General features: G+C 40.9%; 9 protein-coding genes. All 9 read left to right on the top strand.

Annotated elements, in window-relative coordinates:
- Positions 1-24: 24 nt before the first annotated feature.
- A complete protein-coding gene (locus tag E4F24_RS12130) occupies positions 25-1,416 on the top strand; it encodes a sugar porter family MFS transporter (protein WP_216629173.1) in 1,392 nt (463 codons plus the stop codon).
- Positions 1,417-1,419: 3 nt separating this feature from the next.
- The gene (locus E4F24_RS12125; protein WP_140939133.1) at positions 1,420-2,235 is read left to right on the top strand and encodes a sugar phosphate isomerase/epimerase family protein; all 816 of its coding nucleotides are present in this window, start codon (positions 1,420-1,422) and stop codon (positions 2,233-2,235) included.
- Between the two features lie 42 nt (positions 2,236-2,277).
- Positions 2,278-3,255 (top strand): phytanoyl-CoA dioxygenase family protein, encoded by a 978-nt coding sequence (locus tag E4F24_RS12120; protein WP_216629172.1) that lies wholly within the window; start codon positions 2,278-2,280, stop codon positions 3,253-3,255.
- Positions 3,256-3,293: 38 nt separating this feature from the next.
- The gene (locus E4F24_RS12115; RefSeq protein ID WP_140939131.1) at positions 3,294-5,951 is read left to right on the top strand and encodes a glycoside hydrolase family 38 N-terminal domain-containing protein; all 2,658 of its coding nucleotides are present in this window, start codon (positions 3,294-3,296) and stop codon (positions 5,949-5,951) included.
- 169 nt (positions 5,952-6,120) lie between these two features.
- Entirely contained in the window at positions 6,121-8,805 is a 2,685-nt protein-coding gene (locus E4F24_RS12110) for a glycoside hydrolase family 3 protein (protein WP_216629171.1), read from the top strand.
- Between the two features lie 70 nt (positions 8,806-8,875).
- Positions 8,876-10,291 carry a DUF3863 domain-containing protein gene (locus E4F24_RS12105; RefSeq protein WP_235891222.1) on the top strand — a complete coding sequence of 472 codons (1,416 nt, stop codon included), beginning with the start codon at positions 8,876-8,878 and terminating at the stop codon, positions 10,289-10,291.
- A gap of 120 nt (positions 10,292-10,411) precedes the next feature.
- Positions 10,412-12,790 (top strand): GH92 family glycosyl hydrolase, encoded by a 2,379-nt coding sequence (locus E4F24_RS12100; RefSeq protein ID WP_140939128.1) that lies wholly within the window; start codon positions 10,412-10,414, stop codon positions 12,788-12,790.
- A 28-nt stretch (positions 12,791-12,818) separates the two neighbouring features.
- On the top strand, positions 12,819-14,114 hold the full coding sequence (locus tag E4F24_RS12095; protein ID WP_140939126.1) for a GH36-type glycosyl hydrolase domain-containing protein: 1,296 nt from the start codon (positions 12,819-12,821) through the stop codon (positions 14,112-14,114).
- A gap of 70 nt (positions 14,115-14,184) precedes the next feature.
- The gene (locus tag E4F24_RS12090; RefSeq protein ID WP_140939124.1) at positions 14,185-15,657 is read left to right on the top strand and encodes a xylulokinase; all 1,473 of its coding nucleotides are present in this window, start codon (positions 14,185-14,187) and stop codon (positions 15,655-15,657) included.
- Positions 15,658-15,683 lie beyond the last annotated feature (26 nt).

The raw sequence follows: 15,683 nt of genomic DNA, 5'->3' as shown, positions 1-15,683 counted from the left end.
CAATAAAGAACCAAAAATAAAACTATGATGGAAGAAAAAGGGTCAACCTATTTTGTTTTTCTCATCACGCTGATTGCAGCGTTGGGAGGCTTTTTGTTCGGTTTTGATATGGCCGTCGTAAGTGGCATTATCGAGCCTTTAAAATCACAATATGGATTATCTTCTGCTGCAGAAGGAATGTTTGTGTCGTGCGCCTTATTGGGCTGTATTGGTGGTGTGGCTTTTTCGGGCTACCTCAGTGATAAAATTGGCAGACGGAAAGTATTGTTTATCGCTGCGGTACTGTTTTTAATAAGTGCCATCGGTTTTTCGATTTCAACCGACTACGCGATGTTAATTTTCTACCGTGTGCTTGCCGGTGTAGCTGTAGGGGTGGCTTCTAATGTTTCACCACTTTACATTTCAGAAATAGCGCCCTCAAGAAATCGAGGTCGGTTGGTCGTTTTTTATCAGCTCGCTATTACCGTTGGGATCTTGGCTGCTTATATCAGTAATTTGTTTTTACAACGCTATGCGACCGCAAATGCGGGTGCCGGTGATGGTATATTGCATTGGTTATTCGTTGAAGATGTATGGCGAGGCATGTTTTTGGTTGGGGTGATCCCGGCCGGGGCATTTTGCTTATTGTTACTCATCGTACCCGAAAGTCCACGCTGGTTGGTACAATATGGAAGAAATGAAGAAGCTTTACGTATCCTAACTAAAATAAACGGAACAGAAACAGGGCAGTCGGAATTGGTTTCTATAAATGAAATGGCCAGTCAAAAATCGGGTGGTATTAGGGAGCTCCTGCGTTTGCCGCTAAGTAAACTTTTAACATTGGCTATGATACTGACCGCATTGTCGCAATTTAGCGGTATTAACGGGGTTATTTTTTATGGCCCGACTATTTTAAAGTCGGCAGGTATTGTAACCAGCGATGCTTTATTTTATCAGGTAATATTAGGGGTAGCCAATGTGCTTTTTACATTTATCGCTATTTTAAAAGTGGATACCTGGGGTCGCAGGCCCTTGTATATTTATGGTTCAATAAGTGCTGCTGTCGCGTTAACGTTAACCGGGGTTTGCTTCTTAATGGATATCACAGGATGGTTTATGTTAGCGACTATCATTTTGTTCCTTTTATTCTTCGCCTTTTCTTTGGGGCCATTAAAATTTGTGATTTCGACAGAGATATTTCCTACGCACATCAGGGGAACGGCTTTGTCGATCTGTATTATGACGATGTGGGTTTCTGACTGGGTAGTAAACCTGCTGTTTCCGATGATGAGGGATGGCTTAGGGATCGCAACTACATTTTTCATTTTCGCGTTCTTCTGTATGCTGTCTTTTATATATGCCAAAAGGAAATTATTTGAAACCAAGGGGAAAAGTTTGGAGGAAATCGAAAAAGCATGGAATACGGAAACTAAATAGCGAATGAATATACAATTCTATTATCCTCGATGGGGGTCGGAAAATATAAGTTGGGATACCTTTTGCCAGAATGTCAAAGAGGCAGGTTATGATGGTGTTGAAGCACCTCTTCCCGAGGATACAAAAGAGCGGGAACTAATTTTGCGTGTGCTTGAAGATAGTGGTTTGCAGTTGATTGGTCAATATTATCAGTCGTTTGAAAAAGATTTCGAAGAGCATAAAGCTAATTATACCAGGCTATTGTATTTGCTTGCTTCGGCACAACCGGTAAAAATTAATGCGCAAACGGGTAAAGATTATTTCAGTTTTGACCAAAATGCCGAGTTATTTGCCATTGCTGATGCCATTACCAGGGAAACAGGTATTGCTATAGGTCACGAAACGCATCGGAATAAGGCGTTATTTGCGGCTCATATAGCATATAATTTTTTAAAGAAGTTGCCCGAATTGAAGATAACAGCTGATTTTTCGCATTGGTGTAACGTAGCCGAAAGCTTATTGGAAGACCAGGAAGAGGCTATGGCAGCGGCTTGTGAAAAAGTAGAACACATCCATTCAAGAGTCGGACACACGCAAGGGGCACAGGTAATTGACCCGCGTTTGCCTGCATTTAAGAATGAATTGGAGGCACATATAAAATGGTGGGATGCCATCGTAAAAGTATATGAGGATCAAAAAAGGGAGGTGTTAACAATTACGACCGAATTTGGTCCAGCACCGTATATGGTTCATCTGCCTTTTACCAATATGCCTGTTGCCAGTCAATGGGATATTAACTTATACATGAAGCATCTGCTGAAAGAGAGATATTGCAAGTAAAGCGGGGAATTAAAAAACAATGGTATAAACTTTAAAATATTAATGATGGAAAGTTTAAATTTTTCTAAAGATCTGGCAGATTATGGCCATCCAATTGGTACCCTATTTAATCAACCCAAAACAGCAGCGGAATGGGAACCCTATATGTTGACTGAAGAACAAATCACATCTTTTAAAAACGAAGGGTTTATAAAAGGGATTAAAATTCTGACAGAAGAACAGGTCGATTTGCTTAATGCTGAACTTATAAAATTGCAATCCCTGAATGAAGAGGAGAAAAAGCTGTTTTATCATTACGAAAGTAACGAATCAGAAGATCCAAATAAAGTGCTTTTTCATGCTATTGGCGCATGGCGGTTAACACCCGGATTTCATGATTTACTATGGGCTCCGGCATTTCGGATGGCGGCCTATCAATTGTTGGGGCAATCGTTTCGGATTTTCCATGACCAGTTGTTTTGTAAGCCGGCTAAGCACGGTGGGGTGGTGGCCTGGCATCAGGATTTTTCGTATTGGACGTTTACCAAACCCATGCACCATCTGACTTGCTGGATAGGTTTAGATGATGCCAATAAAGAGAATGGCTGCCTTTACTTTGTTCCCGGAAGTCATAAATGGGGCCTGCTTCCAATTACAGGGCTTACAGGTGATATGGATGCCGTAAGAGGGGTGCTGAATGCGGAACAACTGGAAGCTTTTGATAACAGGGTAGCGAATGAGTTGCCAAAAGGATATGGTAGTTTTCATCATCCGCTTATGATGCACGGTTCCTATGCCAATACCTCCGACCGTCCGAGGAGGGCTACCGTAATTAACGCTATGAGTTCTACTACGTTGGGAAATACAGCAGGATATCATCGGCTGGACGCATTGAAAACATTTCCGGATATGCCTCAGGATCAAATTCTTGATAGTAATTTTTTTCCGTTGTTATTTGATGGTGACAAAGAATTGGAGGCTTTGGGCGACAAAATCCCTAAGGTCGACTATAAGGAATTGTATGATGCCGGTATAAAATAATTCGAACGGTATAGTTTTTTAAATCTAACATTCAAAAAATGAAATATTCTATTTTTGGTTTACTCTTCCTTTTGCTGATAAGTACCGGTATGGTGGCCCAAACAAATACGACACAGGTAAAGGAAGTGATTGTTGTATTTAAAACCCACTTTGATATTGGGTATACGGATTGGTCGGACAATGTGCGGTACAATTATGCCAATTCAATGATTGCAAGTGCGTTAAAAACCGTAGACCAGTCAAAGGATTTGCCTAAAGACAAACAATTTAAATGGACAATTTCGGGATGGCCAATGAAGGAGATTCTGCTAAAGGCGAAACCCGATGTGAAAGCAAGGGTTGAGCGTGCAATTAAAGAAGGAAACTTTTTCGTTCATGCCTTGCCTTTTTCAGTGGAAACCGAGGCTAGTGATTTGGAACCTTTGGTACAGTCGTTGGGCTATTCTTCAAAAATAAGCAGAGATGCAGGGCTGTCGCTACCTATAGATGCTAAAGTATCGGATGTGCCGAGTTATTCCTGGATCATGCCTACTTTATTGCATAATGCCGGAGCTAAATTTCTTCATATAGGTTGTAACCCTGCATCAAGATCGCCCGAAGTGCCATTGTTGTTTTGGTGGGAAGGGCCGGATCAGTCAAAGTTGATGACTTTTTACTATGGTGAATACTACGGAACAAGTCCGGCACCGCCAAAAGACTGGCCACATAAAACCTGGTTGGCTATTATCCAGACTAACGATAACGAAGGGGCACCTACCTATACGGAATATCGGGAAGCTATTGAGAATGTTGAAAAGCTAAATCCGGGGGCAAAAGTTCGTGTGGGTAGTATGGCTGATTTTTACAACACTATTATTAAGGAAAACCCGAAGTTGACCACCGTAAAGGGTGACATGCCGGACACCTGGATCCATGGGTATATGTCGATGCCACGCGAAATGAAGTCAAGTAGAGGCCTGAGTAAATCGACATTGAGTTTAGAAGCCTTTACGACACTGTCTGCTATTTGGGGAAGAAAACCGGAAGAGCCGATTCATGCCATTGTTGACCAATCGGTAGAGAATATTAATCTGTTTGACGAGCATACCTGGGGCCTGTCTATGAGCCACGGCCATTCGGGGTACTGGGCGTATGGTACGGAATTTGAAAAATTGAGGGCCAAGGGATATTATGATGTTATTGAATATTCGTGGAAAGAAAAAGGGGATTACGTCACCAATTCAGAAAAATTAATTCTTCCGACTTTCAGCAGAGAGCTGAAACGGTTGGCTGCTGCTGTAAACGTGGAAGGGAATCGTATAGTGGTTTATAATCCATTACCATGGGAACGTAGTGGAATGGTAACTATTCAAACGGGTACTTCTTTTAAAAAGGCATTAAAAAATCTGGCAACGGGAGAGATTGTCTCCTTTGTGAAAAATAAAAATATCCTTCAATTCCAAGCCAATCGTATTCCGGCAATGGGCTATATGACCTTTGTTGCTACAGATGAGGAGGCAGTGGTGCCAGCATCGAATCTTTCTTTTGATGCCGAAAAAGTAACAATGGAGAATGAGTTTTTTAAAATTACTTTCGATGAGCAAAGTGGAACGATAAAATCGTTGATTGACAAAAAATCGAATAAAGAAATGGTGAATTCGAATGCTGATTTCAAATTTGGGCAATACGTGTATGAGCGCTTCGCGAAAACACAAACTGACAAATATGCTAAGGATTACATCAAAGCAGGTTGGCACTGGGCGTATGCGGAGTTAGGGCGAATAAATCTTGATGATACGCCTTACCGGAAAGCATCGGGTAAAAATGCAGTAATCGAGTTTTCGAAAGATGATTTGTCGGTTACCGCGATGATGACTTTCAAAGGAGATGCTGATTTGAACCACAATTATTCAATGTTTTTCACGTTGTATGAAAATAAGCCTGCTGTAGAGGTGATTTGGAGTATCAATGGAAAGCCTGCCGAGGCTTGGCCCGAAGGTGGATGGATTAGCTTTCCTTTTAATATTGAAAAAGCACAGTTTAAGCTAGGGCGTTTGGGTGCTGTGGTCGATCCGGCCAAAGATTTTGTAAAAGGTTCTAATTTGGATTATGGCTTTGTAACTACAGGAGTTGGTGTTCTGGATAAAAGCAATCAGGGATTTGGAGTGACCTCTCCTGATGTACCGGGTGTAAGCCTGGACCGTCCGGGACTATGGAAATATTCAACTGATTTTGTGCCACAAAAAGGGAACGTGTTCTTTAATTTGTACAATAACCAATGGAGTACCAATTTTACGGAATGGGTGGAAGGTTCCTGGAGTGCAAAATTCTATATCTGGAGTATTGATAACTATGCTGACGGAAGTGCAATCGTGATCCCGTCAGAAGAAATCAGAAATCCGCTAATGGCCGGGTACACAGGCGGTGCTGCAGGAAATCAAGCAAACAGTTCGAAAGGGGTTTCTGTATCTGAAAAAGGTGTTTTAGTGACTTTCTTTGGGAAAAACAGGGATGGAGAAGGTGATTTAATCCGTTTGTGGGAACAAAATGGTAAAGCAAGTTTGTGTACCGTTACTTTGCCGGCTGGAAATACATATAAATCAGTGCAACCGTGTAATTTGAGAGGGGAGAAAACAGGGGAGGCAATTCCTGTTAAAAATAATGTGTTCGAAGTCAAGATGAATGCGAATCAGCCGGCTTCTTTTATTTTAATTTAAATGTTGAGGAGAGGCATTGTCGCCGAATGGGTATAAAAACACTTCCGAAAAGGTGGTTGACTTTGACGCGATATGTCGTTCTTCAGGCTATAGTACCTGCTGATCTGAGTCCGGAGTATCGGGTAAAAGATCGGAGTTTGATGAATCGGGTAAATTAAGACGCATAAAAATGAAAATAATATGTTTTAAAATTGTGTTGTTAATGCTTGCTTTTGCCGGTACAGCACAAGTGAAAAATAATTCCTCCGGTATCCCGAAGTATAAAAATCCAAAACTATCCGTTGAAGAAAGGGTTAAGGATCTTATTTCCATAATGACTCCGGAAGAAAAATTCTGGCAGCTCTTTATGGTGCCGGGAGATTTGACGGATGGGAAAGAGAGATATAAAAACGGCATATTCGGGCTTCAGGTAAGTGCAAAAGGTGGAGCTGACGGGGGCGCACAAATATTAGATTATAGCGCTGCCGGAAATGCCCAAGAAACCGTCAAGCTGATTAATAGTATTCAAAAATATTTTGTCGAAGAAACAAGACTTGGTATACCAATTATTGCTTTTGATGAGGCGTTACATGGTTTAGTGAGAGATGGTGCTACAATATTCCCTCAATCTATTGCACTGGCATCAAGTTGGGATGTTCCTCTAATGGAACGGGTGTCTACCGCAATTGCATTGGAAACGAAAAGTCGTGGGATTCGCCAGATATTATCTCCTGTTGTTAATGTTGCAACCGATGTGCGTTGGGGACGCGTTGAAGAAACTTATGGAGAAGATCCTTTTTTGAGTGCTGAAATGGGCGTTGCTTTCGTTTCCTCGTTCGAAAAAATGGGAGTGATTACCACACCCAAACATTTTTTAGCGAATAGTGGTGATGGAGGCAGGGATAGTTATCCTATAGATTTGAATGAAAGAATCTTAGAAGAAATCTATTTTCCGCCTTTCAAAGCTTGTTTTACGCGAGGTGGGAGTCGAAGTGTAATGACCTCTTATAACAGTATTGGTGGGAGTCCGTGTTCAGCAAATAATTGGTTGTTGAACGAAAAGTTGAAAAAGGAGATGAATTTTTCGGGTTTTATTATCTCGGATGCAAATGCCGTAGGTGGAGCCAATGTATTACATTATACCGCCAACGATTATCCGGATGCCTCGGCTAATGCGATGAATAATGGATTGGATGTTATTTTTCAAAGTCACTATGAACATTACCAGCTATTTCAACCTCCTTTTTTGGATGGCAGAATAGCTGATAAAACGATGGACGAGGCGCTTGCCAGGGTATTAAGATTGAAATTTGAGTTGGGACTTTTTGAAAATCCTTATACTAAGGAGGAAGAAGTAAACAAATGGAACGGGAATCCCAATCATAAACTATTAGCTAGGGAAGCTGCCCAAAAAGGGATGGTATTGTTGAAAAATAAAAACAATATACTACCACTTAATAAAGCAATAGAATCTATTGCTGTTATAGGTACGGATGCTGTAGAGGCCAGGCTGGGAGGATACAGTGGCGAGGGTAACGGGAAAGTGAATATTCTTGAAGGGATTAGAAATAAACTAGTCAAATCTGCTAACGTATCTTATACAGATGGTTGCGGACGTAGCACTCCGGAATGGGTGACAGTGCCTTCAGCGAATCTATTTGCTACCGTAAATGGTGAAAAATCAAATGGTTTACTGGGAGAGTATTTTAATAATGTTCAATTAACAGGAAAGCCGATAATTACACGAATTGATAATGCAATAGATTTTGGATGGACATTATATGGTCCGGATCCTGCCATTAATTATGATTTTTATTCAGTGAAATGGACCGGGAAAATAAAATCACCTGCTACCGGGACATTTAAAATTGGGATAGAAGGAAATGATGGCTATAGACTTTTTATGAATGGAAAATTAATTATTGATAATTGGAAAAGCCAAACGTTTACCACCCAATTAGCTGATTATTATTTCGAAAAAGATAAACTGTATGATATAAGAATTGAGTTTTTTGAATCTCAGGGATATGCAAAATTCAAACTGGTGTGGAACATTGGTGTTACCAATGAATGGCAGAAAAAAATTGATGAAGCGGTAGCTGCAGCCAAAAATGCCGATGTCGCTGTTATTGTCGCGGGTATTGAAGAAGGAGAATCATTTGATAGAGCGTATCTGAATTTACCGGGGCATCAGGAAGAAATGATTAATCAGGTTGCTGCAACAGGAAAGCCCGTAGTGGTGGTTTTAATTGGGGGAAGCGCAATTACGATGTCTAAGTGGATAAATAATGTTTCTTCGGTTTTGAATGCTTGGTATCCCGGAGAAGATGGCGGGCATGCTGTAGCCAATGTATTATTTGGAGATTATAACCCGGCAGGTCGTCTCCCTATTACTTTCCCGGTATTCGAAGGGCAGTTACCGTTGGTGTACAATCACAAGCCAACAGGTCGAACGGATGACTATGTGAACCTTAATGGACAGCCTTTATTCCCTTTTGGTTTCGGACTGAGTTACTCCAGTTTTGAATACAGTAATTTAAGATTTGAGAAGAAGCAATTTGATAAAGGGGATTCTACAATGGTTTATTGCACGGTTAAAAATACAAGTTCCCGTGATGGCGACGAAGTAGTGCAATTGTATGTTAGAGATTTGCTTTCCTCGATAGCGCAGCCAATTAAACAATTAAAAGGTTTTCAGCGGGTTTCATTGAAAGCAGGTGAAGAAAAGGAAGTTGCATTTGCGATTACGCCCGAAACATTACAAATGTTAAATAGTGAAATGAAATGGGTAGTTGAACCGGGAGAATTCAGAATAATGATTGGCGCTTCATCAAAAGATATCAGGCTAAGAGATATAGTGACTGTTGTTGAATAGTCTTTCATTTTCTAACTTGGATTCGTAGATCTTAAAATAAAACTTTAATATGGAACGACGTAAATTTATTATGAATTCACTGCTAGCATCGGCAGGATTAATGGCCTCATCAGTGGGAAATAATTTATTGGCAGCCAATGAACCTCTACCTTTTTTATCTGTACAGCCATTAATGGGGGGTAGATTTGTAACACTCTGCATTATGATCCGTACTACGCCATGGGAAGTTTCAAGAGATGTTAAATTGCTTCCCGATGACGAATCGGCTATTCACACATTGGATGTCGTTCGTAGTATGCGTGAAGCTTTTGCAAAGAATAATCCTAATGGACGCCTTACATGGGGCTTTACCCTTAACGCATTGGAAGATAAACGTGCTAATTATGTAGATATTAGAAAGTATGTGGTTGAGTGCCAAAAGAAATATGGTGATGAAGTTACCTATTTTCCAGGCTATTTCCCGGGAATGTACCTTCCTAGGCAGCGAGTTAATCAAGAAATAACAGAAGCATTACGAATTATTACCAATTTTGTGGGCCGTGGATACCGTCCAAAATGCATAATTGGAGGATTTATGTCGGCTGAAAGTTTGCGCTATCTTGCTGAAGTAGAAAAAATACATGTAGCACATGGAGTAATATGGAGCCAACACGCAGTTGATGCCGGAGGGGCAGATGGTTCTCCTAGTTATCCATATTATCCATCAAAGGAACATTATTGTAAACCAGCCCAAAGCAAAGCTGATTTTATCGATTGCGTTAACTTGGATGGTTGGAGTGTAGATTTCTTATGTGCCAAAGTGAGTGGGGGTATGGCGGGAACTACACCTTTTAATGCGGTTTCTAGTAGACGTGGGGTAGGGCCGATAGAAAGCTACTGTGAACTTGGATTGGAAATGGGTCATTACTCCGTTATGCATACACAATCTCTCCATTTCGATCGTGGGTTTGAACTGAATGGTTTTGGATGGATACCAAATATTTGGGAGGCCTCGCTGGTGAAAGCTCCTGAACGAAAAGATAGGGGAGATAAATTTATCATGCAAGCGATGGAAAAGTGGGTTGTTGATACGAAACAAAGATGGCCGGATGTTCAATTTATCACATTCGGAGAGTATGGTGAGATTTGGCGGAAGCAATATCCGAACAATGATAAATGGAATTATCGTTTTGAAGAGAAAGGGCTAGGTATTGGGAACTCCTATGCCAACGAAGAAATACGTTGGTTTATGAATAAAAGTTTCAGGTTGGCATTACTGCGCAACTGGCATAAAAACACGCCAGAAATGGTGATCGACTTTACACGATACGACCTTCCGGCTTCAGAACCAGCTGATCCAAGTCCCGAACATCCGGTAAAAGATTGGAGTTTGATGAATCGGATAAATCAGAAGGGATTACGCCCACAAGATGTTCCTGTGTCCCTGAAAGACTTGAACGAAGAGGATCGACAACTGATTGCAAAATATTATCCCGAGTTGTTCTGAATTGAAAGCAGGTGAAGAAAAGGAAGTTGTATTTGCGATTACACCCGAAACATTACAAATGTTAAATAGTGATTTTCTTTTTCTAACTTGGATTCGTAGATCTTAAAATAAAACTCAAAAATGAAAAAAGTATATTTTAAAATTGTGGTGCTAATGCTGACTATTGCATGTACAGCTCCGGAAAAAACTGATTCTTTTACGCCATCTGCATGGGTAGATCCGCAAATTGGTTCGGTGCACGGCCGTTGGTTTTTTTATACACCGGCTTCCTTGCCTTTTGGGATGGCTAAATTGGCTCCGCATACCAATGCTTATGGAAGTGGCGGTAGCTGGACACCTTGTGGTTATGACGATCGCCATAACTCAATTGAAGGTTTTGGTCACTTTCACGAATTCCAAATAGGCGGATTGGTCGCTATGCCAATTACGGGTCAATTGCAAACTACTCCGGGAACGTTAGAAAATCCGGAAACGGGTTATCGTGCTGCTTTTGACAAAAAAGACGAACATGCCGAGCCTGGTTATTATTCAGTTTTTCTAAAGGAATACGGTATCAAAGCCGAATTAACGGCTACTGAAAGAGTTGGTTTTCATCGATATACTTTCCCTGAATCAAAAGAATCACGTATTATTTTCGACATCGGCCATCGTCAAGGTGAAAGCAGTGGGGTAACTGAAGCAATAATGAAGTTTTCGGGCAAAAATATGTTGGAAGGGTCGATAGAAACCTATCCCGAATACCTGAAATTTTGTGATCCCGAAAAACGTGTGAAAATGTATTTTGTGATTAGGATGAACAAAATACCTGAATCGTACGGCGCTTTTGTGGAGGATAAAGCTTTCGACAATCAGGCTGAAACTAAAGGTATCGGAAACGGTATGTATGTTAACTTTGCGACTAAACAAGGAGAAATTGTTGAAATGCAGGTGGGGCTTTCGTATACGAGTATCGAAAATGCAAAGCTGAATTTAAAAACCGAAACCGAAGGGCAAACTTTTGATGTGGTAAAAGCAGCAGCGCATCAAAAATGGAATGAGAAATTGGGAAGGATCAAAGTGGAAACTCAGGATAGTATCAATAAGGTGAAATTTTATACGGGTTTGTACCATGCTCTTTTAGGTCGTGGCTTAGCGAGTGATGTGAATGGAAGTTATCCAAGACACGATGGAACGATAGGGTATATTCCTTTGGATGTAAACGGAAAACCAACATACAATCATTACAACACAGATGGAATTTGGGGCGGATTTTGGAATTTGGGCCAGCTTTGGGCCTTGGCGTATCCTGATTATTTGAGTGAATATATTCAATCGAATCTCGATTTTGCAAAAGAAACCGGTTGGCTACATGATGGGGTCGCAGCCGGAGCAAATGCAAATGGGGTTCAAACAAACTGTTTCGGTTTGATGATCGCTGCGACTTATAACAGTGGGATCCGTGATTTTGATGTGGAAGAAGCATACCATATTGCTTATAAAAATGAAACAGGATATGAAGATCGTCCTTTCGGTTCGGGAAAATACGATTTGAGGTATTTTGTGAACGATGGATATATCCCTTTTCAAGATACCATTATATCAAACGGATGGAAATTCAACTTCGGGGCATCGCACACGGTCGAATTTGCTTATACTTCTTATGGTGTTTCTCAATTTGCAAAAGCGTTGGGCAAAAATGAGGATTACGAAAGACTAATGAAACAGGCCGGGAATTGGAAAAATCTTTTTGATCCCGAAACTAAATTCATTCGACCACGCTATCCAAATGGTGAATTCATCGAGAATTTTAACCCAATGAAAGCTTGGGAAGGATTCCAGGAAGCAAATGCTTACCAATATACGTGGTATGTACCGCAAGACCCGGCGGGATTAATCAACGCAATGGGCTTGGAATTATTCAACAAGCGCCTGGAAACGACCTTTGATGAAAGCCAAAAGTCAACATTTGGCGGAGGAAAAGACATTGATAGTTTTTCAGGATTGGAAAAATTGTATAATCATGGCAATCAACCTTGTTTACACCAGCCTTTCTTGTTTAATTATTCTGGAAAACCCTGGTTGACGCAAAAATGGTCGCGCACCATTTGCGATGAGTTCTATGGCGCTGAACCACTGCATGGTTATGGATTTGGTCAGGATGAAGATCAAGGTCAATTGGGAGCTTGGTTTGTGATGGCATCGATGGGATTGTTTGATGTGCAGGGGCATGCAGCCATGAACCCGACATTCCAATTTGGAAGCCCGCTATTTGATAAAATAACCATTAAATTAGATAAGAAATATTATAAAGGCAATGAGCTGGTTATTCAAGCCAACAACAATTCGAAGGGAAATATGTATATCCAATCGGCTTCTTTTAACGGAAAAAATGTAGACAATGCCTGGGTCGACCGTAAAAAATTAACAGATGGGGGAACCTTAATTTTTGATATGGGGGCGAATGCCAATACCAGATGGGGAATAAAAACGCCTCCTCCATCAATGAGTACGGGTAAATAAATTTTAGATATATAAAAAATATAATAGAATGAAAAGTTATTACGCAGCGTTGCTGGCTATATTATTTGTTTTTACAAGCGCGGCACAAGTGAAAAAGGAGGGTGATAAAATCCTGGCCGCAAAAGCACAAAGTGAGGTCTATTTTCCTTTTGTGAAAGACAAGGCTTTGGAGGTGATGAAAACCGGGGTGAATGCCGGAGATGGTTACCGTGAAGTGTGGATCCGTGATTATAATACCTTTATCGAATTGGCTGCACAAGTCATGAAAACAGAAGATATTAAAGAGAATATTTTGGTGTTTTTTAGAATGCAGGGCGATGACGGAAATATTATTGACGGTTATACGCCTAAAAGAAATATCAGTGCAGAGGAAACAGATCTTTCTTATTCGAAATTAGAGCCGAGGTATGCTGCACATAAAAATACGGTCGAAACCGATCAGGAAACCTCTCTGGTGCAGACGGTTTATAAGTATATTCAATTGACAGGGGATGAATCAATCTTAGCAGAAAATGTAGGCGATAAAACTGTTGCCGAAAGATTGGAATGGGCTATGGATTTCCTGATGGAACAAAGATATACTCAGAAATATGGTTTAATTATCGGTGCTACAACTGCCGATTGGGGAGATGTGCAGCCTGAACCAGGCTATGGGGTAGATATGGACGAAAATACACATCTTGCCTGTGATATTTATGATAATGCGATGTTTATTGTAGCGTTGGACAATATGATAGAAATGATTCCATCAACAAAAGCGAAATGGGGAAAAATTAAAGCCAGCATAGCTAAAAACTGTCGTAAGTATCTTTGGGACTCCAAAAGACAAAAATTTATTCCGCATCTGTATTTGGACGGATCTCCTTTTCCGGCCGATTTTGACGAGAACAATATTTTCTATTTTGGAGGAACTACCGTGGCCATGGAAGCGGGATTGTTAAGCAAAAAGGAGGTAAAAGCTTCATTGGATGAAATGGTGAAAAGAGTAAAAAAGGCGGGGGCGGCTTCTATAGGGTTAACACTTTATCCTCCTTATCCTAATGGTTATTTTGTGAACCAAATCATGAATCCGGAATACAGTTACCAAAATGGGGGTGACTGGACTTGGTTTGGAGGAAGAACGATTCAGCAATTGATCAAATATGGATTTATTAAAGAAGCCTACGAACAGATACTTCCTATGGTAAAACGGGTGAAAGACAATAATGGTTTCTACGAATGGTATTCGGTAGATAACGAACCAAGAGGATCCGGTACGTTTAGAGGAGAGGCCGGTGTATTGTTTACAGCGATTACTATGTTTGAAAAAATAAAAGATAATTAAAAAAATGTCATTTTATTTGAGGACATAAATTGATTATTTGCTTAACTTCATCTTTCAAACAACCAAATAAATGTTATTACTCGGTATTGATTTAGGTACGTCATCCATTAAAATATCTGTAGTAGATGCCTCTTCGGGTGCTATTATCGGTACATCAAGCTATCCTCCGGTTGAGTCGGAGATCATTAGTCTGCAAAGTGGCTGGGCAGAGCAATCACCGGAAATGTGGTGGAGCCATCTGCAACAGGCTATCTTGATTTGTAATCAGCAGCATGCTTATAACCCGGCAGATATTGCAGCGATAGGAATTGCCTATCAGATGCACGGACTGGTAGTGGTTGATAAAGATCAAAACAGTTTAAGGAACAGTATTATATGGTGCGATAGTCGGGCTGTTGGAATAGGAGCGGAAGCTGGTGCTATACTTGGTGAAGCCTGTTTGCAGGAAAGATTACTCAATTCACCGGGTAACTTTACAGCGGCCAAGCTCGCCTGGGTGAAAAGAAATGAACCTGAATTGTACGCTAAAATCGATAAGCTGATGTTGCCGGGTGATTTTATTGCCATGAAACTAACGGGAGAAATCACGACAAGCAGTTCTGCTTTATCAGAAGGGATCTTTTGGGATTTTAAAAAGAATGGACTTTCAGATGATGTGATGACTTATTTTGGGTTCGACTATTCCATGATTCCGCAGATAAGACCTGTTTTTTCATCACACGGGACATTGTTGAAATCTATAGCAGAGCTCCTGGGGTTAAAGTCAGGGATACCTGTAGCATATAAGTCGGGAGATCAACCCAATAACGCACTTTCACTTAATGTAACAAGGCCGGGAGAAGTTGCTGCAACAGCAGGGACATCAGGTGTTATTTATGGTGTTACAGATCGGCTGGTTTGCGATAAGGGCTCCCGTGTCAATACTTTCGCCCATGTTAATCACAGCGCCGAGGAGCAACGACTCGGTGTACTGCTGTGTATAAACGGGGCCGGTAGTATGAACCGATGGACTAAAGCCAATTTTGGAGATGTTATCAGCTACGATCAGATAAATAAAGCCGCCGAGGGTATTGCGGCCGGGAGCAATGGTCTGCGCATATTGCCATTTGGCAATGGTGCCGAAAGGATGCTGAACAACAGACTTGTGGGTGCTCATTTTCATCATCTCGACCTTAATCAGCATACCAAATCGCATATTTACCGTGCGGTGCAGGAGGGGATAGCATTTGCTTTCCGATACGGGCTCGATATTTTGAAGGAAAACGATATGAAACCTGAAATCATCAGGGCAGGACGTGCTAATCTCTTTTTAAGTGAGGTGTTTACGCAGAGTTTTGTAAATATTACCGGTGTGCCTGTGGAACTTTATGAAAATGATGGCAGCTACGGGGCAGCAATAGGTGCAGGACTTGGCGCCGACGTATTTCATGCTGTAGACGAAGCATTTGTAAATAAAAAGCCGGTAAAATTAATAGAGCCTGATGGGATAGATCTGGAGGAGTACTACCTGGATTGGAAAGATTTGCTTGAAAAGCAATTTTAACACTCCGGAACTAATACATGTAAATT

Origin of the sequence: Sphingobacterium lumbrici, from assembly GCF_006476045.1 — a bacterium.
Taxonomy (GTDB): domain Bacteria; phylum Bacteroidota; class Bacteroidia; order Sphingobacteriales; family Sphingobacteriaceae; genus Sphingobacterium; species Sphingobacterium lumbrici.
The sequence above is the reverse complement of the archived record's forward strand: the minus strand, read 5'-3'. Positions and strand labels throughout refer to the sequence as shown.